The 19,061-nt window shown below is 58.9% G+C and carries 24 protein-coding genes and 1 tRNA gene; 17 read left to right on the top strand and 8 right to left on the bottom strand.

Annotated elements, in window-relative coordinates; all coding sequences use genetic code 11:
* Position 1 precedes the first annotated feature (1 nt).
* Positions 2 to 1,516, top strand: a complete 1,515-nt coding sequence (locus tag ACZRMO_RS03805; protein ID WP_124525854.1) for a tripartite tricarboxylate transporter permease — start codon at positions 2 to 4, stop codon at positions 1,514 to 1,516.
* Positions 1,509 to 2,546 carry an AbrB family transcriptional regulator gene (locus tag ACZRMO_RS03800; RefSeq protein ID WP_124525855.1) on the top strand — a complete coding sequence of 346 codons (1,038 nt, stop codon included), beginning with the start codon at positions 1,509 to 1,511 and terminating at the stop codon, positions 2,544 to 2,546. Before ACZRMO_RS03805 ends, ACZRMO_RS03800 begins: the two co-directional genes overlap by 8 nt.
* A gap of 126 nt (positions 2,547 to 2,672) precedes the next feature.
* Here the strand turns inward: ACZRMO_RS03800 and ung are convergent, their stop codons facing one another.
* Positions 2,673 to 3,365 (bottom strand): uracil-DNA glycosylase, encoded by a 693-nt coding sequence (ung, locus tag ACZRMO_RS03795; RefSeq protein WP_463971949.1) that lies wholly within the window; start codon positions 3,363 to 3,365, stop codon positions 2,673 to 2,675.
* A gap of 136 nt (positions 3,366 to 3,501) precedes the next feature.
* Here ung and ACZRMO_RS03790 point away from each other — a divergent pair, with 136 nt between their 5' ends.
* Positions 3,502 to 4,614 carry an enoyl-CoA hydratase/isomerase family protein gene (locus ACZRMO_RS03790; protein ID WP_463971948.1) on the top strand — a complete coding sequence of 371 codons (1,113 nt, stop codon included), beginning with the start codon at positions 3,502 to 3,504 and terminating at the stop codon, positions 4,612 to 4,614.
* Here the strand turns inward: ACZRMO_RS03790 and ACZRMO_RS03785 are convergent.
* Positions 4,611 to 4,958 carry a hypothetical protein gene (locus ACZRMO_RS03785; protein ID WP_463971947.1) on the bottom strand — a complete coding sequence of 116 codons (348 nt, stop codon included), beginning with the start codon at positions 4,956 to 4,958 and terminating at the stop codon, positions 4,611 to 4,613. The genes ACZRMO_RS03790 and ACZRMO_RS03785 overlap by 4 nt on opposite strands.
* Before the next feature lie 231 nt (positions 4,959 to 5,189).
* On the opposite strand from ACZRMO_RS03785, the gene ACZRMO_RS03780 reads away from it, so the two are divergent.
* The 7 genes from ACZRMO_RS03780 (at position 5,190) to ACZRMO_RS03750 (ending at position 9,897) form a co-directional block, all read left to right on the top strand.
* Positions 5,190 to 5,402, top strand: coding sequence for a cysteine-rich CWC family protein (locus ACZRMO_RS03780; RefSeq protein WP_463971946.1), 213 nt, complete (start codon positions 5,190 to 5,192; stop codon positions 5,400 to 5,402).
* Positions 5,402 to 6,094 (top strand): 16S rRNA pseudouridine(516) synthase, encoded by a 693-nt coding sequence (locus tag ACZRMO_RS03775; protein WP_463971945.1) that lies wholly within the window; start codon positions 5,402 to 5,404, stop codon positions 6,092 to 6,094. The genes ACZRMO_RS03780 and ACZRMO_RS03775 overlap by 1 nt, the downstream gene beginning before the upstream one ends.
* Before the next feature lie 306 nt (positions 6,095 to 6,400).
* Positions 6,401 to 7,285 (top strand): alpha/beta fold hydrolase, encoded by an 885-nt coding sequence (locus ACZRMO_RS03770; protein ID WP_463971944.1) that lies wholly within the window; start codon positions 6,401 to 6,403, stop codon positions 7,283 to 7,285.
* Between the two features lie 108 nt (positions 7,286 to 7,393).
* Positions 7,394 to 7,467: transfer RNA gene (locus ACZRMO_RS03765), tRNA-Gly, on the top strand.
* 198 nt (positions 7,468 to 7,665) lie between these two features.
* Positions 7,666 to 7,920, top strand: coding sequence for an Arm DNA-binding domain-containing protein (locus tag ACZRMO_RS03760; RefSeq protein WP_463972123.1), 255 nt, complete (start codon positions 7,666 to 7,668; stop codon positions 7,918 to 7,920).
* A 349-nt stretch (positions 7,921 to 8,269) separates the two neighbouring features.
* On the top strand, positions 8,270 to 8,743 hold the full coding sequence (locus tag ACZRMO_RS03755; RefSeq protein ID WP_463971943.1) for a hypothetical protein: 474 nt from the start codon (positions 8,270 to 8,272) through the stop codon (positions 8,741 to 8,743).
* A 371-nt stretch (positions 8,744 to 9,114) separates the two neighbouring features.
* Entirely contained in the window at positions 9,115 to 9,897 is a 783-nt protein-coding gene (locus ACZRMO_RS03750; protein ID WP_463971942.1) for a hypothetical protein, read from the top strand.
* A gap of 42 nt (positions 9,898 to 9,939) precedes the next feature.
* Here the strand turns inward: ACZRMO_RS03750 and ACZRMO_RS03745 are convergent, their stop codons facing one another.
* Entirely contained in the window at positions 9,940 to 10,254 is a 315-nt protein-coding gene (locus tag ACZRMO_RS03745; protein WP_017529609.1) for a helix-turn-helix domain-containing protein, read from the bottom strand.
* A complete protein-coding gene (locus tag ACZRMO_RS03740; RefSeq protein WP_191958315.1) occupies positions 10,251 to 10,595 on the bottom strand; it encodes a type II toxin-antitoxin system RelE/ParE family toxin in 345 nt (114 codons plus the stop codon). The genes ACZRMO_RS03745 and ACZRMO_RS03740 overlap by 4 nt, the downstream gene beginning before the upstream one ends.
* 542 nt (positions 10,596 to 11,137) lie before the next feature.
* Here ACZRMO_RS03740 and ACZRMO_RS03735 point away from each other — a divergent pair.
* A complete protein-coding gene (locus ACZRMO_RS03735; RefSeq protein WP_463971941.1) occupies positions 11,138 to 11,446 on the top strand; it encodes an addiction module antidote protein in 309 nt (102 codons plus the stop codon).
* A gap of 34 nt (positions 11,447 to 11,480) precedes the next feature.
* Here the strand turns inward: ACZRMO_RS03735 and ACZRMO_RS03730 are convergent, their stop codons facing one another.
* Positions 11,481 to 12,644, bottom strand: a complete 1,164-nt coding sequence (locus ACZRMO_RS03730; RefSeq protein WP_463971940.1) for an MFS transporter — start codon at positions 12,642 to 12,644, stop codon at positions 11,481 to 11,483.
* Between the two features lie 95 nt (positions 12,645 to 12,739).
* Here ACZRMO_RS03730 and ACZRMO_RS03725 point away from each other — a divergent pair, with 95 nt between their 5' ends.
* The 5 genes from ACZRMO_RS03725 to ACZRMO_RS03705 all read left to right on the top strand — a co-directional run bounded on the left by ACZRMO_RS03725 (position 12,740) and on the right by ACZRMO_RS03705 (position 15,411).
* Positions 12,740 to 13,633 (top strand): LysR family transcriptional regulator, encoded by an 894-nt coding sequence (locus ACZRMO_RS03725; RefSeq protein ID WP_463971939.1) that lies wholly within the window; start codon positions 12,740 to 12,742, stop codon positions 13,631 to 13,633.
* 168 nt (positions 13,634 to 13,801) lie between these two features.
* On the top strand, positions 13,802 to 13,984 hold the full coding sequence (locus tag ACZRMO_RS03720; protein WP_017736377.1) for a type II toxin-antitoxin system HicA family toxin: 183 nt from the start codon (positions 13,802 to 13,804) through the stop codon (positions 13,982 to 13,984).
* Between the two features lie 22 nt (positions 13,985 to 14,006).
* Positions 14,007 to 14,417, top strand: a complete 411-nt coding sequence (locus ACZRMO_RS03715; protein WP_463971938.1) for a type II toxin-antitoxin system HicB family antitoxin — start codon at positions 14,007 to 14,009, stop codon at positions 14,415 to 14,417.
* 80 nt (positions 14,418 to 14,497) lie between these two features.
* Entirely contained in the window at positions 14,498 to 14,836 is a 339-nt protein-coding gene (locus tag ACZRMO_RS03710) for a hypothetical protein (protein ID WP_463971937.1), read from the top strand.
* Between the two features lie 74 nt (positions 14,837 to 14,910).
* Positions 14,911 to 15,411, top strand: coding sequence for a methylated-DNA--[protein]-cysteine S-methyltransferase (locus ACZRMO_RS03705; protein WP_463971936.1), 501 nt, complete (start codon positions 14,911 to 14,913; stop codon positions 15,409 to 15,411).
* Positions 15,412 to 15,475: 64 nt separating this feature from the next.
* Here the strand turns inward: ACZRMO_RS03705 and ACZRMO_RS03700 are convergent, their stop codons facing one another.
* Complete coding sequence (locus ACZRMO_RS03700) at positions 15,476 to 16,003, bottom strand: DUF4142 domain-containing protein (protein ID WP_463971935.1); 528 nt, start codon at positions 16,001 to 16,003, stop codon at positions 15,476 to 15,478.
* A 205-nt stretch (positions 16,004 to 16,208) separates the two neighbouring features.
* The gene (locus ACZRMO_RS03695) at positions 16,209 to 17,120 is read right to left on the bottom strand and encodes a LysR substrate-binding domain-containing protein (RefSeq protein ID WP_463971934.1); all 912 of its coding nucleotides are present in this window, start codon (positions 17,118 to 17,120) and stop codon (positions 16,209 to 16,211) included.
* A gap of 77 nt (positions 17,121 to 17,197) precedes the next feature.
* On the opposite strand from ACZRMO_RS03695, the gene ACZRMO_RS03690 reads away from it, so the two are divergent.
* Positions 17,198 to 17,683 carry a DMT family transporter gene (locus ACZRMO_RS03690; RefSeq protein ID WP_124525914.1) on the top strand — a complete coding sequence of 162 codons (486 nt, stop codon included), beginning with the start codon at positions 17,198 to 17,200 and terminating at the stop codon, positions 17,681 to 17,683.
* A gap of 7 nt (positions 17,684 to 17,690) precedes the next feature.
* Here the strand turns inward: ACZRMO_RS03690 and ACZRMO_RS03685 are convergent, their stop codons facing one another.
* Entirely contained in the window at positions 17,691 to 19,019 is a 1,329-nt protein-coding gene (locus tag ACZRMO_RS03685) for an MFS transporter (RefSeq protein WP_463971933.1), read from the bottom strand.
* Between the last annotated feature and the right edge of the window lie 42 nt (positions 19,020 to 19,061).

The raw sequence follows: 19,061 nt of genomic DNA, 5'->3' as shown, positions 1-19,061 counted from the left end.
TATGGATACTTTCAGCTATTTGGGCCAGGGCTTCGGCGTTGCACTGTCCCCGTACAACCTGGTGACCGCGTTGTGCGGCACCTTGATCGGCACCGTGGTCGGCCTGTTGCCGGGCCTGGGTCCGATCAACGGCGTGGCGTTGTTGATCCCCATCGCGTTCGCCCTGGGCCTGCCGCCGGAGTCGGCGCTGATCCTGCTGGCGGCCGTGTACCTGGGCTGCGAATACGGCGGCCGGATCAGCTCGATCCTACTGAACATCCCGGGCGAAGCCTCCACCGTGATGACCACCCTCGACGGTTACCCGATGGCCCGCAAAGGCCTGGCCGGTGTGGCGCTGTCGTTGTCGGCGTGGAGTTCGTTCATCGGCGCGTTTATCGCCACCTGCGGCATGGTGCTGTTTGCGCCGCTGCTGGCCAAATGGGCGATTGCCTTCGGCCCTGCGGAATATTTCGTACTGATGGTGTTCGCGATTGTCTGCCTGGGCGGCATGGCCGGTGACAAGCCATTGAAGACCTTTGTCGCGGCGCTGATCGGCCTGTTCCTCTCGGCGGTGGGCATCGACGCCAACAGCGGCGTGTACCGTTTTACCGGCGACAACATCCACCTCACAGACGGCATCCAGTTTGTCGTACTGGTACTGGGCCTGTTCTCCATCAGCGAGATCCTGTTGCTGCTGGAAAAAACCCACCGTGGCCAGGAAGCGGTGAAAGCCACCGGACGGATGATGTTCAACCTGAAGGAAGCGTCCGCAGTCTTCGTGGTGAATATCCGCTGCGGCCTGCTCGGTTTCATCATGGGTGTATTGCCCGGCGCCGGCGCCACCTTGGCCTCGGCCGTTGCCTACATGACCGAAAAACGCCTGGCCGGTGCCAGCGGTAAATTCGGCCAGGGCGACATGCGCGGCCTCGCCGCCCCGGAAACCGCGATTGGTGCTTCTGCCTGCGGCGCCCTGGTACCGATGCTGACCCTCGGCGTACCCGGTTCGGGCACCACAGCGGTGATGATCGGCGCGCTGTCGCTGTACAACATCACCCCGGGCCCGCTGCTGTTCCAACAGCAACCGGACATCGTCTGGGGCCTGATCGCCTCGTTGTTTATCGCCAACATCATGCTGGTGATCCTCAACATCCCGATGATCCGCATCTTCACCCGTATCCTTGCCGTGCCGAACTGGGCGCTGGTGCCGGTGATCGCGATCATCACCGCGATTGGTGTGTACGCCGTTCACGCCACCACCTTCGACCTGTTCCTGATGGTCGGCATCGGCATCTTCGGCTACATCCTGCGCAAACTGGACTTCCCGCTGTCGCCAGTGCTGCTGGGCTTTATCCTCGGTGGCCTGATGGAGCAGAACCTGCGCCGTGCGCTGTCGATTTCCAACGGTGCGCTGGACATCCTCTGGTCGAGCCCGATCACCTTTGGGGTATGGGTCCTGACCGCGCTGATGCTGGCCTTCCCGCTGGTGCGTATCTACCGCAAACGTGCCCTGCAGCGTCGTGCCGTGGCCGATGTCTGAGGTCACCTTTAAACATTGGTGGGGAACACCGCTGGTCGGTCTGGCCGGCGGTTACCTGGCCAGCCTGGTCGGCTGGCCTTTGCCGTACATGGTCGGCTCGTTGCTGGCGATCATCCTCGTACGTTGCCTCACGCCGTGGCAGTTGGCGGAGATTCCCGGTGGGCGCAAATGCGGCCAGTGGGTGGTGGGGATCGGCATCGGCCTGCACTTTACGCCGGTGGTGATCGAGCAGGTCATGAGCCACTTCGGGCTGATCTTCTTCGGCGCGCTGGTCACCAGTCTCTCCAGCGTGGTTGGCGTGTGGCTGATGCGGCGCAGCGGAGAAGACCGCGCCACCGCGTTTTTCTCCAGTATGCCCGGCGGTTCCGGGGAGATGGTCAACCTCGGCGCACGCAATGGCGCGGTGCTCAGCCGTGTCGCGGCGGGGCAGAGTTTGCGGGTGTTGGTGGTGGTGCTGTGTGTGCCGGCGATCTTCAAGTATGTGCTTGAGGGCGGCGCGCCGCAGTTTCATCCGGCACCGGTGAGTTGGCCTTGGCTGTTGGCGTTGTTTCCGCTTGGCGCGCTGGTGGCCTGGGGTTGGCAGCGCTTGCGTCAACCGAACCCGTGGTTGTTCGGGCCGTTGCTGGTGAGTGCGACGGCCAGTGTTGTATGGGATCTGCATATCGGCCTGCCCGATGGCGGCAGCCAGATTGGCCAGTGGCTGATCGGCAGCGGTTTGGGTTGCCACTTCAATCGGCAGTTCTTTCGCCGGGCGCCGTCGTTCATGGGCCGCACCTTGATCGGCACTGCGCTGACCATGGCGCTGGCGACGTTGGCGGCGGTGGGGCTGAGCGCGCTGACTCATCTGGACTTACGCTCGTTGACCCTGGGCATGATGCCCGGCGGGATTGCCGAGATGAGCCTTACGGCAGAGACCCTGCAATTGTCGGTGCCGTTGGTGACGGCGATGCAGGTGATGCGGTTGTTGTTTGTGTTGTTTCTGGCTGAACCACTGTTCCGACACTGGAACCGCCAGCCGGAAAAACTCTAAACACGCACACAGTTCAAATGTGGGAGCGGGCTTGCTCGCGAATGCAGTGTGTCAGTCACTGAAAATGTTGACTGATGCACCGTTTTCGCGAGCAAGCCCGCTCCCACATTCGATTGCGGATAACTGTTATACCGACGGCAACCGCCACTCGATCGCCTTCTCGCCATTCTGCTCAAGAAACTTGTTGGTGCGGCTGAAATGCCCACACCCCAAAAACCCGCGATACGCCGACAACGGCGACGGATGCACCGAGGTCAGCACCAGGTGCTTGGTGGCATCGATCAGCTTCTGCTTGCCCTGGGCATGGGCGCCCCACAGCAAAAACACCAAGTGCGGCTGATGCGCGCTGACCACTTCGATAATCCGATCAGTAAAGAACTGCCAGCCCTTGCCCGCATGGGCGTTGGCGTTGGCGCGTTCCACGGTCATGGTGGTGTTGAGCAGCAGCACGCCCTGGTCGGCCCAGCTTTGCAGGCAACCGTGGTTGGGGATGTCGATGTTCAGGTCGCGCTTGAGTTCTTTATAGATATTGAGCAGCGACGGCGGCGTTGGGATGCCCGGTTGCACCGAGAAGCACAGACCATGGGCCTGGCCGGGGCCGTGGTACGGGTCCTGGCCGAGGATCACCACCTTGACCTTGTCCAGCGGCGTGGAGTTGAGCGCGTTGAAAATCAGCGGGCCGGGCGGATAGATCTCTTTGCCGGCCGCATGTTCATCGCGCAGGAACTCGCGTAACTGGTTCATATACGGTTGCTCGAACTCATCGCGCAGGGCGTGCTTCCAGGTGGGTTCGAGTTTGATACGGTCGCCTTCGGTCATGTTGGAATGGTCTTGTCAAAAAGAATGAGGCGAACCCTAGGAAAGCCGACCCCGCTTGTCAATTGATCTGACACACCACCAGCACTTTCCTACGAAGCGATCATACTCATCCTCTACCTTCCCGAATGAGGTCACGATGAACCTGCACTTCGAAGAGCTGACCGGCAACGACGGTGCCCGCATCGGTATCGCCAGCCTGGACGCAGAAAAATCCCTTAACGCCCTCTCCTTGCCGATGATCCTGGCCCTGGGCGAACGCCTGGACACTTGGGCGAAAGATCCGAATATCGTTTGCGTGCTGCTGCGCGGCAACGGCCCCAAGGCCTTTTGCGCCGGAGGCGAAGTGCGCAGCCTCGCGATGGAATGCCGTGAACAGCCCGGCGTTGTTCCGGCACTGGCCGCGCAATTTTTTGCGGCGGAATATCGCCTCGACTATCGCCTGCATACCTATCCAAAACCGGTGATCTGCTGGGGGCACGGCTACGTGCTGGGTGGCGGCATGGGCCTGTTGCAAAGTGCGGCGGTGCGCATCGTCACGCCGAGCAGCCGCCTGGCCATGCCCGAGATCAGCATCGGCCTGTTCCCGGACGTCGGCGCCAGTTGGTTTTTGTCGCGCCTGCCGGGCAAGCTCGGGTTGTTCCTCGGCCTGACCGGTGCGCATATCAACGGTCGCGATGCCTTGGACCTGGGCCTGGCCGACCGCTTCCTAGGCGATGACCAGCAAGATGAGTTGATCGACGGTTTGCTGCAATTGAACTGGCAGGAACAAACGCCGATGCAGCTCAACAGCCTGCTCAAGGCCCTGGCCCAGGAAGCGCTCAGCCAGCAACCCGAAGCGCAGTGGCTACCGCGCCGGGCGCAGATCGACGAATGGCTGGATGTCGGTGATGTGCACTGCGCCTGGCGCGCCTTGAGCCAATTGCGCGACCACAGCGACCCGCTGTTCAGCCGAGCCGGCAAGACCCTGAGCGAAGGCTGCCCATTGACCGCGCACCTGGTGTGGGAACAGCTCCAGCGTGGCCGTCAGTTGTCCCTCGCCCAGGTGTTCCAGATGGAATACACCGTGAGCCTGAACTGCTGCCGTCACCCGGAATTTGCCGAAGGGGTGCGCGCGCGGCTGATCGACAAGGATCAGCAGCCCCATTGGCATTGGCCGGATGTGAATACGGTGCCCCAAGCGGTGGTGCAGGCGCATTTCCACAAAGCGTGGGAAGGCCGGCACCCCCTGGCGGATTTATCTGAGCGTTAACGGTGCCCGCGATGGCCGCCGTCACCACGGCCGCCTCGGTCGTGACCACCGCGATTGTCCCAACCCTGGTTCGGGTAAGGCCGGTAACCGGGCCGTGGATAATAACGCGGCGCTGGCTGGTAATAACGCGGTGCCGCTTGATAGTAGCGTGGCGCAGGATAGTAGCGCGGTGCTGGCGTGTAATAGCTGCGCCCATAGTAGGAAGAACCGCCGCCGTAGTAATACGCTGGCGCCGGGGTGGTGTAGACCTCGGAGCGATAGTAGGTGCCGCCACCGTCGTAATAAGGCACACACGCGGATAAGGTCAGGCCGAGCAAGGCAGTGAGTAGCAGTCGTCGATACATGGCGGCCTCCTGGACCGCGGAAGAGCTCCTCCAGCGACGCTGGGGGGCGGCATTCAGCTTTCACCGAATCACGAAATATCTGACATCAAAAACCGAATCTGGTGCGTTTTTGACACAGTTTGAAACACGTAGATCGGACGACCGGAGCGCCGTCATTTTCCGGCCGGTTTGGCACGGTCTGCGGCGACGCTGTATCGTGCCACCCCACCGAGATCCTGCCTGAACCGAGCCATGACCACGCCAACCCTCTGCCCCGCCTGCGGCGCCCGCAACGACTGCACCCTGGCCGACCCACGCACCGCCGACCAAGCGTGCTGGTGCTACGGCGTCACCATCGACCCGGCCGTGCTTGAGGCGTTGCCCGATGCGTTGCGCAACCAGGCTTGCCTGTGCCCACGATGCGCTCAAGTGGACGCGCAATTGCGCGGCGATGAACAGCCGTAATGCGTGTTGATCGGTTCCTCAGCAACCTGCCGCGTTTCAATCGCCAGCAGGTGCGCGTGTTGCTGGTTGAACGGCGTGTGACGGTGGATGGCGTGTCGGTCAGCGATCCCCATCACGAGGTGCGCGAATTCAGCCGTGTGTGTGTCGACGATGAGGTATTGCAGGCCGGCAAACCGGCGCGCTACTTCATGCTGCACAAGCCGCAGGGGTGTGTGAGCGCCACGTCGGACCCACAGCACCCGACCGTCCTCGACCTGCTGGATGTGCCGGACAAAGGTGAGCTGCACATCGCCGGCCGTCTGGATTTCAACACCACCGGTCTGATGCTGATCACCAATGACGGCCAGTGGTCGCGGCGCCTGACGCAACCGCAAACCAAATTGCCCAAGGTTTACCTGGTGGAAACCGAGCAAGCGATCGGCCCGGAATACGCCATCACGTTTGCCGCCGGCCTGTACTTTGCCTTTGAAGACCTCACCACCCAACCTGCCACCTTGGAGCTGCTGGGGCCGAGGACGGCGCGATTGGGCATTGTCGAAGGGCGCTATCACCAGGTGAAGCGCATGTTCGGGCATTTCGACAACAAGGTGATCGGCTTGCATCGCGAACGAATGGGGCCTTTGGTGTTGGATGCGAACCTTGCGCCGGGGGAGTATCGGGCACTGACCGACGACGAGATCCGACAGGTCTGACGACCGTTCAGCCGGTGATGGCAAAAAACCAGTTTGGCGCCTTGCGAGGTGACGCCTGTGCTGCTTGAATCAAATCGTCAGCCGAAATATGACTGGCGAGTCGCCTATAACCTCCAAGAAACACTTTGCCCCCGCCCGCGCTTGATCTACGGGCCTTCCAGGCAAAACCGCCCGCCATAACAACAGCCGTCGACCAGCCGTCATCGGATCGACATGGGCCTCCCTTTTCCAGGCGTATGCCTACCTGTCACAAAGCTCGTGCAGAGTTATCTGCGCGCCCTACCCGCTTGCCAGGAGTCTTACGACATGAGGCCAGAAATCGCTGTGTTGGATATACAGGGTCAGTATCGGGTTTACACGGAGTTCTATCGCGCGGACGCTGCTGCAAAGACCATCATCATGGTCAATGGCTCCATGGCCACCACGGCATCCTTCGCCCAAACCGTGAAAAGCCTGCACCCGCAATTCAATGTGGTTTTGTACGACCAGCCCTACGCTGGCCGCTCCAAAATCCATAACCGCCATGAGCAAATGCTGACGAAGGACGTCGAAGGCCAGATCCTCCTGGAACTCATCGACCACTTCGCCGCCGAACACGTGCTGTCGTTCTCCTGGGGCGGCGCCGCCACCCTGGTCGCCCTCGCCCACCGCCCGCGGCGTGTGGAGAAGGCGGTGATCAGCTCGTTCTCACCGGTCATCAACACGCCCATGCGCGACTACCTTGAACGTGGCGTTGACTACCTCGGCAACCTCGACCGCGACCGCGTCGGGCACCTCGTCAACAACACCATCGGCAAACACCTGCCGTCGTTGTTCAAGCGCTTCAACTACAAGCATGTGAGCAGCCTGGCCGAGCACGAATATGGGCAGATGCACTTCCACATCAGCCAAGTGCTCAACAGCGATCGGCTGTGCTACCTCAAGGCGGCCAAGCAGATCGACATTCCGGTTCTGTTCTTGAACGGCGAATGGGACGAATACACCAGCGCCCAGGACGCCAAGCTGTTCGGCCAGCATGTGGCCCACAGCAGCTTCAGCACCATCCAGGCAACCGGACACTTCCTGGACATGGAGCACAAGGCCGCATGCCGGGACAGCCGAGAGGCCGTTGTTGGGTTTCTGAAGTCGCAGCGGCCGGTCAGTCGATTGCGTTATCACCAGGGTCAGACTCAACATGCCTTTGCGATCTAATTGTGTGGGAGCTGGCTTGCCTGCTCCCACATAGGCCTGTAACCCACACATTTTTGAAGAAAAACTTCAAATCCGGGTGAACATCTGGTACAAAGTCAGCCGCTCTGAGCGGGTATAGTTTAATGGTAGAACAGTAGCTTCCCAAGCTTCCGACGAGGGTTCGATTCCCTCTACCCGCTCCACTTCTGCTTTTCCCTCGCTTTTCCGCATCCTCCCCCACGTTTCCATATCAGCAACCAGCCCAGTAAATTCGGGGCTTTCAGCGATTCCGTACGTTCCCTCGCACTCCGTCGTTTGTCTTCTCAGTCTGGAATTTTTTGTATAGCGGTTTGTATAGTGGAGTTAGATCGAACCACGCTATACAAACGCCATGAAACGTACTGATATCAAGCGCCTGCGCCCGGCCGATATGGTGTTGGCTGCATTGGAGCCTGGCGAAGGACTACTACCAAAACTACGGGGCTGACCGCCTCTACTTCCTTGTAACCAGTGCGGGTCGTAAGCGCTGGGTGCTGCGGTATAAAAAGCCCAATGGGAAATGGGGCTGGCACGGGTTGGGCACCTATCCTGATGTCAGCGCCAAGTACGCCCGAGAAAAGGCGCGTGCTGCGTTGAAGCTTAATGCTGATGTGTAGACCCCATTACGCACAAAGCTGCCCTGAAAGCGGCACAGGCCGTCGCTGAGGCCAATACGTTCAAAGTGGCGGCTGATTTGTGGCTGGAAAAGAAAATCAAAGATGGTCGCGCTAAGAAAACCCTCCAGGGGATTAACGGCGCCCTGAAGAACGACTGTAGTGGTCTAATGAAACCGGACACCTATTTAGGCGAGAATGCTCGCCAGATCGAGGTGTCAGATGACCAAACAACGCCGCTCCTTTACGCCTGAATTCAAACGCGAGCGGCCACAGAGCAAACTCCATAGGTAGCGAACTCGTCAGGAGCAGGTTACCGTCCTGGGCACTTGCAGCTTATCAGGGAACGAAAATGGGTCTGCTTACTAAATGGAAGCTGGCGCGCTACCTACGTATTCAACAAAACGAACTGACGTCATTCACTGACCAACTGCGCCAAATGGATTCAGATGAGATCAGAATGGTAGTGGCCTTGGTTGCAGATACTAGAAACCGACTGGAAGAGGCCGGGTTTCTCCTGATTGATCCAATCGGAGCATACACAGTCGAACCAGAAACCCCGCAAGCTCTCAACGGTATGATCCGAAGCCTGCAAACGGAAGGTCGATCTCAAGAAGCGGCTGCGTTAATGGTTTGGCTCCATACGGCCAGGGTCGGAGCACGGCTTGAATTAAGGCCCCTAGCGCGGGAGATGTGGAGGCAGTTAGAAAGAGGCTTTCCATACGCCGAAGAAGCGGCCGGTGCGCTCATGAGGATCTTTCTGCGCCCGCTTCTTTTGGCGGGTTACGACCAATTTCCGAAAGGCCTTTCTCCGGATCCACTTTGAAACCATGAAAAAAACAATTTCTGCTGTTGAGAAACGCTACCCACGAGATTCATTCACCAAGAAGCTGACAAAGATCTGCGAACGACTCGATGAGTCTAGTCAGCGTAGTGTCACGCACAAATATATTTACGAAGAGGAAACGTCTGAACTCGAAATCATTTCAGTCTGGGTTGTAGGGTCCCCTGCCCTTAGTGCGCTGCTACGTCGGAACACCAACTGACAACACATCAGGTATCCCCTTCGTCGAGGCGGTTCAAATATGGTCAGGGCGTGGCTGCAATTGGTCCTCAGCTCTCGAATCAATCACACCGGATCCTCATGCTGGCCGAGCTGAAAGGGCCACAGATGTCATCCCTCTTCGCGGCGAACAATTGCGCACCTACAACAATGAAACCTACGACGCGGTAGATATGCACCGTGACGGGCTACTGGCGTGGGACTTCGTCGAAATAACGCCGGAAATGCTCATCCCCATCTCTTCCGACAACTTTAAAGAAAATGAACGGGCGCTGAAAAATCTTGGCCCCATCATGGGACGCAAATCTCAGGAACTCGTACCTGTAATCATCAGGCTGATGAGAGATCTGGAGCCCTTCGGGTCCTGGTCGTCAAATGGCAGTGATAAAACCATGTTCAAGTGCGGCAGTACCCACCTGCATTTGGGTCGTCCAGCATTACCGTTGAAGCTTTTCGATAAAAATCCCGCATTACGCCAATTGGTTTTAATCCCTCACCTCAGCGCACGAGGCCCTAATGGGGCGTGGATCCTCCGTCGAGGACCAGAGCACATCGGCTCAAAGTTATTCTCAGATAAATATGCCTTCTACGCTCGAGATGATGGCGCACCGTTCACGTTCCAGAGCTCTAAAGACCTTGAAACCTGGTCTTCGGTCGACACAATGGTGCTTTTTGCAACAGAGGAGGCTGCTCGCTCCTTCGCTCAAAGCTGGGATGACGAAGAGGAAACTGCCTCGACTGATGTCGGGCGAGCTGAAGGCGCAGAGCTTTTTGCCCTTTTCGGTTTGGTGGATGTTGTTGAAACAGAGGAGCATCAGCTAGCAGTCACATTCAGAGGAGCCAGAGGCTTGGATCAACCTGTTTCGAGCCTTGAGACGCTTGCGTCAGCGCTGCCCTCAACACCTGGGCAAGACTAATGCAGTAAGCCCGGCACCAAGCCGGGCTTTGAACCGATCAGCTCAAACAGCGTTCAGCCGCTCAACCATATCCGGGAAGCGCTCAACCAGCTTAATCAACAGCGCCGCCTGAGCATTGGGCTTGGACTTCGACTGCTCCCAGTTTTTCAGCGTGTCAGGACTGGTCCTGATCTGCCGGGCGAATACTGGCTGTGACATGTGCAGCTTTTCACGGATAGAAATGATTTCAGCAGCCGTCACTTCTGGGGGCGCAAGGGCCTCCACTTCGTACTGACGAAGCGTAATCTTCCCCTGCCGGTGTTCAGCCATCTCGCCAACACCTTGCATCAGTTCTGCAAACAGATCGCGCTTTTTCATTTTCCACCTCGTTTTTTCAGCTCTGCATCAATCGCAGCTTTCAGTGCTTTCTCCTGATCAGCGGTCAGGTTCGCCATTTCATCCTTGTCGTAGATCGCGAACATCCAAAACTGACCGTCATTCATCAGCCAGTAGTAAATGACACGCAGCCCACCACGCTTTCCCTTGCCTCGACGAACGTCCTGCCAGCGGAGCTTTCTGAAGCCTCCGGTACGTGGCATCACATCGCCTGCTTCAGGATTCGCCTGCATTTCGGTCTGAAGCTGCCGATACTCATCGTCAGTCAGGTAGTCACCGACAGTGGCGGTGAAGCTTGTGGTTTCGAAGAAGACCGTTTTCATAGGAAAGTATACGCAAATTGCTTACACTTAAAATAACTCATCCACGGGCCGTCGTCACCCCCAGTGCGCTACGTCGTGACAGGCGATGCGGGGTCCGCCGCCCCGAAAATGCTTGTATAGCGGTTTGTATAGCGAACCGAAAAAAAGCCCTGAAACCCACGCACCACGTGGCCCATTCGACCCCCTCTACCCGCTCCACCTAATTGTTGGTCCCGCGTCTGGATGGTTTTGACGGGGGATGCATGAAAAAACCGGCTCTGGTGGCCGGTTTTTTTATGTATGGGATTCGGTGGTTCGACACGCGTGGCAACCTCGCACAGGCATAACCCAGGCGATTCGGATGGCCGCGTAGGCGGTTTCGCTAAATTCAACACTACGCCTACGAGCCCATTCTCCTGGCAAATTCTGGCAACAGAAAACGTCTTTGAAAGCGATGTGTCCCCGCCCCATCCTCCGCGACCTTTCGATCAATCATTCCAGCTGCAAGTCATCGCAAGAAGCCGATATCCGACGGGCAAAAAAATGGCAAAGGAGGTTTGAAAATGCCGAAAACACTGACGACATTCGATATGGCCGAGCTGCTCGACAGCGACGAGTCTATCAGTGAGTACCTCTCTCAGGTGCTGGCCGACGGCGATAACGAAGAGTTTCTGCGTGCAATCGGCTACGTGGCCAAAGCCCGAGGAATGACAAAGATCGCCACTGAGACGGGTATGGGTCGCGAGAGTCTTTACAAGGCGTTCTCCCCCGGCGCAAAACCACGCTTTGAAACAGTCCTCCAAGCACTCCACTCGCTAGGCATTGATCTGTTTGCACGGCCTGGACATGTCACCAATCACTCAGCTATTTGAGTACGTGGCCCGGCCGGATCGGCGACGACGCCCGTCAAGGCATTGAAACCAGCGCAGGTTTAACAGGTTTCCAACCGACCAAGGCGATAAACAACGTCATCAACTGAAAGGCGACAATCAACCCCACACACCCCGCCCAGCCCCACCGCTCCCAGATCAATGCCGGGACGATCGCCCCGCAACTGCCGCCCAGGTAATAGCAGGTGAGATAAATACCCACAGCTCCCGCCTTGTTGTCGCCAGCGTTGGCCGTAGTGAACGCATTGGCGGCGGCCTGTGCGAGGAATACGCCGGTGGAGCTGAGGGCCAGCCCCAACACGATGCACCACAGCGTTGGCATCAAGGTCAGCACCGTACCCGTGATGCCCAGCACGACGGCGACGGTCAGCAATTCGCCATGGGGCCGGGCTTTGCTGAGGCGCCCGGCAATGGGGATCACGATCAATGCCAGCAGGAACACCATGTAAAGCGTACCCAAAGCCGCAGGACCGAGGTTGAATGGCGGCAAGCCAAGGTACAGCCCCACGTAGGTAAACGCCGCAACCTGGGAAAACAACACGCAAAAACCTACGGCATAAGCCGCCAGCAATGGCTGACGAAAAACCCCCGATGAAACGGTTGCCAGCGGCACCGTACGCGCCCGGCTAACCGGCAACAGAAACTGAATGAACCCGCCCACCATCAGGCTCAGCGCCGCGAGCAACTCGAAGGCTTCGCGCCAGCCCACATACTCCGTCATCACACCAGTGACGAACCGCCCGGCAAAACCTCCCAGCACGGTGCCCGCCACGTACAGGCTGGTGACTTCGGTAACCGTGCCACCACTCCAACGGTCGCCGATATAGGCCACGCTGGTGGCGAACACCACCGGAATCACCATGCCCTCGACAAACCGCCACACCAGCACTTCGGTAAAACTGTCGGCATACGCCGTCATCAACGCGGGCACGGCCAACAGCAGCGCTGCCACGCAGATCACCGTGCATTGCTCGAAACGGCCTGTCAGGCGGCTGACAAAGGGCGCCGTGATCGCGACAGCCAACGTCGTCACAGTAATACTCCACCCCGCCGACTTGGCGCTGATCTGAAACTGCGCGGCAAAGGTCTGGAGGATGCTCTGGGTCGCATAAAGGTTAAGAAACGCCGCGCAGCCACACAGGAACAGGGCAAGACGGGCACAATGCAGGCGCGGTTTCATGAAACCTCTCGTTTTATTTTGAGCGGTCTTTATAGAATGCCCGGCAGGTCTTGGACCAATACCGAATCAGGACCGATCAATACCCGAGGGCCAGGATGCTCGACCTACGCAAGCTGCGATACTTTCTGATGGTCGCCGAAGAATTGCACTTCGGCCGCGCCGCCCTTCGCCTGCACCTGGCCCAGCCGCCGCTGACCCGACAGATCTCGGCGCTGGAAGCCGAGCTGGGTTTCAAGCTGTTCGATCGCACCAGCCGCACGGTGACGCTGACGGCACAAGGCCGGTCGTTTCTACCTTATGCGCGTGGCGTGCTGGAGCAGGTGGAGCTGGCGCAAGTCATCGCCGGCAAACTCGCAGCAGGCACCGCCGGGCAACTGACGCTGGGGTATGTCAGTTCAATTGCCTTGTCAGACCTGTTCAGCCAGGCAATCCAGGCGTTTGCCCAACGCTTTCCCGATGTGCAACTGACCCTGGTGGAATGTGCCTCCGGCAGCCTGGGTGCGCAGGTGGCAGACGGGCGCCTGGACGTCGGGCTGAGTCGTTTGTTGCCACAGGGCAAGGCGGTGCAAGCGCTGTCGCTGGGCGAGGAACGGCTGGTGGCGGCCTTATCCACTGACAACCCGTTGGCGAGCCAGGCGCAAGTCAGCTTGGCGCAGCTCAGTGCTTATCCGCTGATCCTGTTCCCGGCGGATTACGGATCGGGGCTGAACCAGTCCATCGAGCAGCTTTACCGCCACCACGGCCAGCCTCTGCGACCAGGGCCGACCGGGCGGCAGATCACCTCGATCATCGCTCTGGTCGCCGCCGGGCAAGGCGTGGCGCTGGTGCCGCAATGCACGCAAAGCTTGATGAACAAAGGCGTGACCTACCGGCCGTTGGTGGAAGTGGATGCGTGTGCCCAGTTATTGGTGCTGAAGCCAACTGAATCAAAAAGTGTACTGGTTGATGCGTTTCTCAGCGTGATGACGCAGGCCCTACATACCCGGTAATACCTGCGCAAAACCTCGCAATACCTCTCTCTGGCGCCGTTGCGGCGTGCTCATACACTTCAGTCACTGCCTGGCGAAATACCGGTCATCGACCGTCGGTGGGTAGAGTGTTGATAACTTATTTTTTGTGGTTATAGTCACCACCAACACACACCACAAGGAGGTGTTGTGGATAGCCGATATTTGATAGGTCACATCGTCGCAGACGGTTGGTATCTGGTGCGTACCCGAGGCAGCCATCACCACTTCAAGCACCCGACCAAACCGGGACTGGTGACCATCCCTCATCCAAAAAAGGACCTGTTGGACAAGACCGCCAAGAGCATTTTGAAACAAGCTCTGCTGAGTTGACCGTCCCTGGAGGACAACAGACATGCTTTATCCCATCGCAATTTCAACCGGTGACGAAAACCACGCCTGGGGTGTGGAAGTACCGGACATTCCCGGCTGCTACTCCGCCGGCGACGACTTGGACGACGCCATGGCCATGGCCCGTGAAGCCATCGAAGGGCACTTCGAGATCCTCGCGGAAGACGGTGCGCCGATCCCCAGCGCGCAGAAAGTCACCCTGCATGCCGCCAACCCACAGTACGCAGGTTGCACGTGGGCAGTGGTCGACATCGATATCACCAAGTACTTGGGCAAGGCGCAGAAACTCAACATCACCCTGCCGGGCTACCTGTTGAAGCGCATCGATGAATATGTGCTACACCATCCTGAAGAAAAAAGCCGCTCGGGTTTCCTCGCATCAGCGGCGCTCAAGGTGCTTCAACAAGAACACTGATTCAGCCAATTCCTACATGAATGAGGAAGCTCGACTATCAAGATCGCAAGCACGCTATCCCAGTAACAGGACAAACCAGAATGCGCCCTCCGGTAGAAAAAACGGCGAGACAAGCCTTTAGAAAAGTGGTGGGTTTGGTGCTGATCATCCCACTGCTGTTACCTCTGACACCGATACCCTTCGGCCTGGGGCGCGTGGCATCGGCAGCAGCCGTTGCAAGTTCCATCTACGGCGCGTGGTATGCGAGGCAGCATGCCAGCCGCGGTGTGACAATCGGCGCAGGAATCATGGCGTTACTCAATCTCGCCTCATTGATAGCGCTGTCGACGCCCTCGATAGTCTGGTTTATCTTCCAAGTCAGTTGGGCGTATGGGTCTGGCAACTGGATTCACTGGAACTTTTACCGGCCGCAGAATTAAACCGCAAGAAACAGATTCCCCCCCGAGGCTCGCACATTGGATAGTGACACTGTACCTCTTCAAGGATTCTACTCATGCCCTACGAATACAAGCTCATGCCTTCCCCCGTCGGCCAGCTCACCCTAGTAGCGCGCAACGATAAACTCAGCGCCATCCTCTGGGAAACCGAACGCGCCAACCGCGTGCGCCTGGGTGAATTGCACGAGGCCAACGACAGCCCGGTGCTGCTGGAGGCGCAGCGCCAATTGCAGGAATACTTCGCCGGCACCCGTAATCAGTTCACCCTGGAACTGGACTTCACCGGCACCGACTTCCAGAAACAAGTCTGGCAGGCACTACTGACTATTCCCTTCGGCGAAACCCGCAGCTACAGCCAGATCGCCCAGCAGATCGGCAACCCCAAGGCGGTGCGCGCCGTGGGCGCAGCCAATGGGCGCAATCCGATCTCGATCATCGCGCCCTGCCACCGGGTGATTGGCGCCTCGGGCGAGCTGACCGGGTTTGCCGGCGGCCTGCAAGCCAAGCAATATTTGCTCGCACTGGAAGGCACCGGCCAGGCGGAATTGGCCTTCTAAACAAGCAACAAAAAACGGCGGTTGGATTGACTCCAGCCGCCGTTTCGCGTTTCAGATGCTCGATTCAACCGTCACCCTGGTGGTCTTTACCGTAGGTCGATGCCAGGGCGCGGGCCTTCTGCAAGCGCTCTTGCAACTTGGGCAGCGTCTCATCCACCAGCGCTTTTATTTCCGGCACATCCGACGCAGCGCCTTCCTGTTTGAACAGGGCAATGGCCTCTTCGTTTTCCTTGACCTGTTGCGCGGTGTAGGCCGCATCAAAGGAGTCGCCGTCCTTGAGCTCGGGCATCAGGGTCTCGGCTTTGTTGACGATCTTTTCCCGCGGCGCCACCGGCAGCTCCAGCTTCTTGGCGATGGCCGCCAGATGTTGGTTGGCCAGGGTGCGCTCGTTGATCACCTCAATGGTGTAATCCTTGATCTCCTGGGACGAGGTCTTGGCGTGGGCCATGCGACTGGTTTCGATATCGGCCATGCCTTTGGCCGACGCCTGTTCGATGAATTCAGCAGGCGACTGGGCGAAAGCATTGCTGGCGCCGAGGCCCAGCAGCATCGCGAAACTGGCGGTGCGTAACCGGATAGCCATGCGGCTCATGATGGGTTCCTCCAGGGCAAAAAAAATAAGCGCGGGGGAACACTCCCCGCCCTGAATTCGAATTTTCACGGCGGCAAAGGTTTAGAAAATACTTGCCAGTGCGACGAACGGTCGTCCCTGTATGGGAGTGCACTGCCTGACCCACCGCTATCGCAGGCAAGCCAGCTCCCCCAATTGATCTCTGTTGTTCTCCAGATTCCACAGCTCAAACTGGCAGCTTCAGCCCCTGTATCTGCGCCATCAACCATTGCAACCCCGAATCCCCACCCCGCCGCACATTCCACGCCAACTCCACCGCAAACGAGGGGATATGAAACGGTGGTGGCACCGCCAACAGGTGGGGGTGATCAATATTGAGCAAGCCCCGCGACGACACCGTCAAGATCAAATCCGTGCCCTGGATCAACTGCGGTGCCACGCCCCAATGCGGCAGGCTGATGGCCACATGGCGTCGCTCGCGAATCGCCGTCAGAGCCCGCTCGATTTCCGGCGTGCCACTGCCGCGCATTTCCAGCAACACATGGGGACGCGACAGGTAAGTGGGCAGGTCTAACACGCCGTCATCCGGCAAGCTGTCGCGGTCTACCAGGCAGGTGTAATGCTCTTCAAACAGCGGCGTAGTACGCAGTTCCGCAGGCATGTCAGGAAAGACTCCGGCAGCAAGGTCGAGATCGCCATTGAGCACGCCATCTACCATGCCCTCGCGGCTGGCCTGGATGATTTGCAGGTCGATACCGGGCGCTTCGCGGCGCAGCATGCGGACCAAGTCCGGTAGGAAAATCGCCGCGCTGTAGTCGGACATCGCCACGCGAAAGCGCCGCTTGGCCGAGGCCGGATCAAACCGATTGGGCGCCAACAGCGCCTGCACCTGGGCCAGCGCCTCGGCAAGCGGTGCAGCCAATTCCAACGCGCGAGCGGTGGGCACCAACGTGCCGCCCTGGCGCACCAGCAACGGGTCGCCGAGCAAGTCCCGCAACCGTGCCAGCGCATGGCTGACCGCCGGCTGGCTCAGGTGCACGCGTTCAGCGGCGCGGGTGACGTGTTGCTCGGCGAGCAAGGCGTCGAGGATCACCAGCAGGTTGAGGTCAATGCGGCGCAGATCATTCATCAACTGCATGCTCGGCATAAGAATTTGGAATTTAAATTTGCGCGACGAATACCTTAGAGTCCAGCAAAACCTCTGGGAGATTCACGATGACAACGTTGCATTGGCTGGGTTTATTGGCGCTGGCAGTGATCGCCGGGGCGGTGGTGCCGTTTCAAAGTGCGATCAACGCCAACCTCGGGCGCGGGCTGGGGCACCCGTTATGGGCCACCTTGGCGTCGCTGCTGGTAAGCATTGTCGTGTTGCTGCCGGTGATTCTGGCGCTGCGCTTGCCCCTGCCGAGCCTGGGTTTTATCAGCAAGGCGCCGTTGTGGATGTGGGCCGGTGGTGCATTTGGCGTGTGCTTTATTTCCCTGGCGTTGATGCTGCTGCCCAAGCTCGGTGCGTCAGGCTTCATTGCGCTGGCCATGGCCGGGCAGATTCTCGCCTCGCTGCTGCTTGATCACTTTGGCCTGTTCGGCCTGGCTGAGCGCCAACTGACAACGCCCCGAGTGCTGGGGGCGTTGTTGTTGATTGGCGGGGTGGCGTTGATTCAGTTCAGCGCCACGCCAGCAAAGGCCTTGGCCGCAGCGTGATAATTCGTCAACGCTTGTCGGATGTACGCAGTTTTTGCGGCAGCCCCCACAGCAACAGCGCAGCGGCGATCAATGCACATACACCAATCACGTAGAGCGCCGGGGTGGTGCTGCCGCTGATGTCCTTGATCCGCCCAACCATTACCGGGCTGACGATACCGCCCAGTTGTCCCAGGGTGTTGATCAAGGCAATCCCGCCCGCCGCACCGGCGCCCGCGCCGGCCAGCAATTTGGGCGGCAAGGTCCAGAAGGTCGGGATGGCGGCGATGATCCCCGCCCCCAACAGGCTCAGCGCAACGATCAGGAACGTGGTGTGGTCGTCAAAGATACCGGCACAGAAAAATCCTACCGCGCCCAATGCCACCAGCCCACTGACAAACTTGCGGCGTTCACCGGTGGCATCCGACCAGCGTCCTACCAACACCATGGTGATCGCACCACAGATGTAGGGGATGGCAGTCAACAAGCCGATCACCACCGAGCTTTCGATACCGGTGCTGCGGATCAATTGCGGGGCCCAGAAGTTAAGGCCGTAAGACGCCACCTGGATCAGGAAGTAGATCAACCCCAACATCAGGAAACCGGGAATTCGCAGGGCCTGGAGCAGCGAGCCCTTCTTGTGCACCTCATGCACGGCGATGCGGCTGGACAGCAAGGTTTTCTCTTCGGCGCTCAGCCACGGCGCATCTTCAATGCGGTCTTTGAACTGCGTCAGCACCATCCACGCCAAGACCACGCACGGCATGCCGCCGAGCAGGAACAGCCAGTGCCAGCCGCGCATTTGCAGCACCCCATCCATGTGCTCCAGCACCAGCCCGGAAAACGGCGCCCCCACTAGCCCGGCAAACGCCGAAGCGAGGAACAGCATTGAGGTAATACGCCCACGGAAGTCCTGGGGAAACCACAGCGTCAGGTAATACAGCACGCCCGGCGCAAAGCCTGCCTCCATGGCGCCAATCAAAAAGCGCAGCGCATAGAACTGCCACTCGGCGGTGACAAATACCATGGCCGCCGTCGCCAGCCCCCAGGACACCATGATCCGCGCGATCCACCGGCGCGCCCCAACCTTGTAGAGCATCATGTTGCTCGGCACTTCGAAAATCACATAGCCCACCACAAACAACCCAGCCCCCAGGCCATACGCGGTGTTGCTTAGGCCAAGGTCGGCCTGCAGTTGGAACTTGGCGAAGCTGATGTTGATACGGTCAAAAAAAGCGAACAGGTAGCAGACCATGATCAATGGCATCAGGCGCCAGGCGACCTTGTTGACCACGGCTTTGATCGGATCGACTTCAACTGCCGGGCGCGCGCCGGCCTCTAACGGATTAGTGCTCATGCTTTCTCTCCAGCGGGCTGCTCACAGGCGCCCGATTGTTTT

This window comes from Pseudomonas sp. B611, assembly GCF_055407965.1.
Note: the sequence above shows the minus strand (reverse complement) of the source record. Positions and strands in the feature narration are given on the sequence as shown.

Excerpts from the sequence above, each read along its gene's own strand:
- ACZRMO_RS03710 (WP_463971937.1), top strand. The coding sequence starts at position 14,498 with ATGCGCCCTCCGGTAGAAAAAACGGCGAGACAAGCCTTTAGAAAAGTG.
- ACZRMO_RS03705 (WP_463971936.1), top strand. The coding sequence starts at position 14,911 with ATGCCCTACGAATACAAGCTCATGCCTTCCCCCGTCGGCCAGCTCACC.
- ACZRMO_RS03770 (WP_463971944.1), top strand. The coding sequence starts at position 6,401 with ATGAGGCCAGAAATCGCTGTGTTGGATATACAGGGTCAGTATCGGGTT.
- ACZRMO_RS03740 (WP_191958315.1), bottom strand. The coding sequence starts at position 10,595 with ATGAAAACGGTCTTCTTCGAAACCACAAGCTTCACCGCCACTGTCGGT.
- ACZRMO_RS03715 (WP_463971938.1), top strand. The coding sequence starts at position 14,007 with ATGCTTTATCCCATCGCAATTTCAACCGGTGACGAAAACCACGCCTGG.
- ACZRMO_RS03790 (WP_463971948.1), top strand. The coding sequence starts at position 3,502 with ATGAACCTGCACTTCGAAGAGCTGACCGGCAACGACGGTGCCCGCATC.
- ACZRMO_RS03725 (WP_463971939.1), top strand. The coding sequence starts at position 12,740 with ATGCTCGACCTACGCAAGCTGCGATACTTTCTGATGGTCGCCGAAGAA.
- ACZRMO_RS03690 (WP_124525914.1), top strand. The coding sequence starts at position 17,198 with ATGACAACGTTGCATTGGCTGGGTTTATTGGCGCTGGCAGTGATCGCC.
- ACZRMO_RS03785 (WP_463971947.1), bottom strand. The coding sequence starts at position 4,958 with ATGTATCGACGACTGCTACTCACTGCCTTGCTCGGCCTGACCTTATCC.
- ACZRMO_RS03755 (WP_463971943.1), top strand. The coding sequence starts at position 8,270 with ATGGGTCTGCTTACTAAATGGAAGCTGGCGCGCTACCTACGTATTCAA.
- ACZRMO_RS03695 (WP_463971934.1), bottom strand. The coding sequence starts at position 17,120 with ATGCAGTTGATGAATGATCTGCGCCGCATTGACCTCAACCTGCTGGTG.
- ACZRMO_RS03800 (WP_124525855.1), top strand. The coding sequence starts at position 1,509 with ATGTCTGAGGTCACCTTTAAACATTGGTGGGGAACACCGCTGGTCGGT.
- ACZRMO_RS03730 (WP_463971940.1), bottom strand. The coding sequence starts at position 12,644 with ATGAAACCGCGCCTGCATTGTGCCCGTCTTGCCCTGTTCCTGTGTGGC.
- ung (WP_463971949.1), bottom strand. The coding sequence starts at position 3,365 with ATGACCGAAGGCGACCGTATCAAACTCGAACCCACCTGGAAGCACGCC.
- ACZRMO_RS03805 (WP_124525854.1), top strand. The coding sequence starts at position 2 with ATGGATACTTTCAGCTATTTGGGCCAGGGCTTCGGCGTTGCACTGTCC.
- ACZRMO_RS03685 (WP_463971933.1), bottom strand. The coding sequence starts at position 19,019 with ATGAGCACTAATCCGTTAGAGGCCGGCGCGCGCCCGGCAGTTGAAGTC.
- ACZRMO_RS03735 (WP_463971941.1), top strand. The coding sequence starts at position 11,138 with ATGCCGAAAACACTGACGACATTCGATATGGCCGAGCTGCTCGACAGC.
- ACZRMO_RS03775 (WP_463971945.1), top strand. The coding sequence starts at position 5,402 with ATGCGTGTTGATCGGTTCCTCAGCAACCTGCCGCGTTTCAATCGCCAG.
- ACZRMO_RS03700 (WP_463971935.1), bottom strand. The coding sequence starts at position 16,003 with ATGAGCCGCATGGCTATCCGGTTACGCACCGCCAGTTTCGCGATGCTG.
- ACZRMO_RS03780 (WP_463971946.1), top strand. The coding sequence starts at position 5,190 with ATGACCACGCCAACCCTCTGCCCCGCCTGCGGCGCCCGCAACGACTGC.
- ACZRMO_RS03745 (WP_017529609.1), bottom strand. The coding sequence starts at position 10,254 with ATGAAAAAGCGCGATCTGTTTGCAGAACTGATGCAAGGTGTTGGCGAG.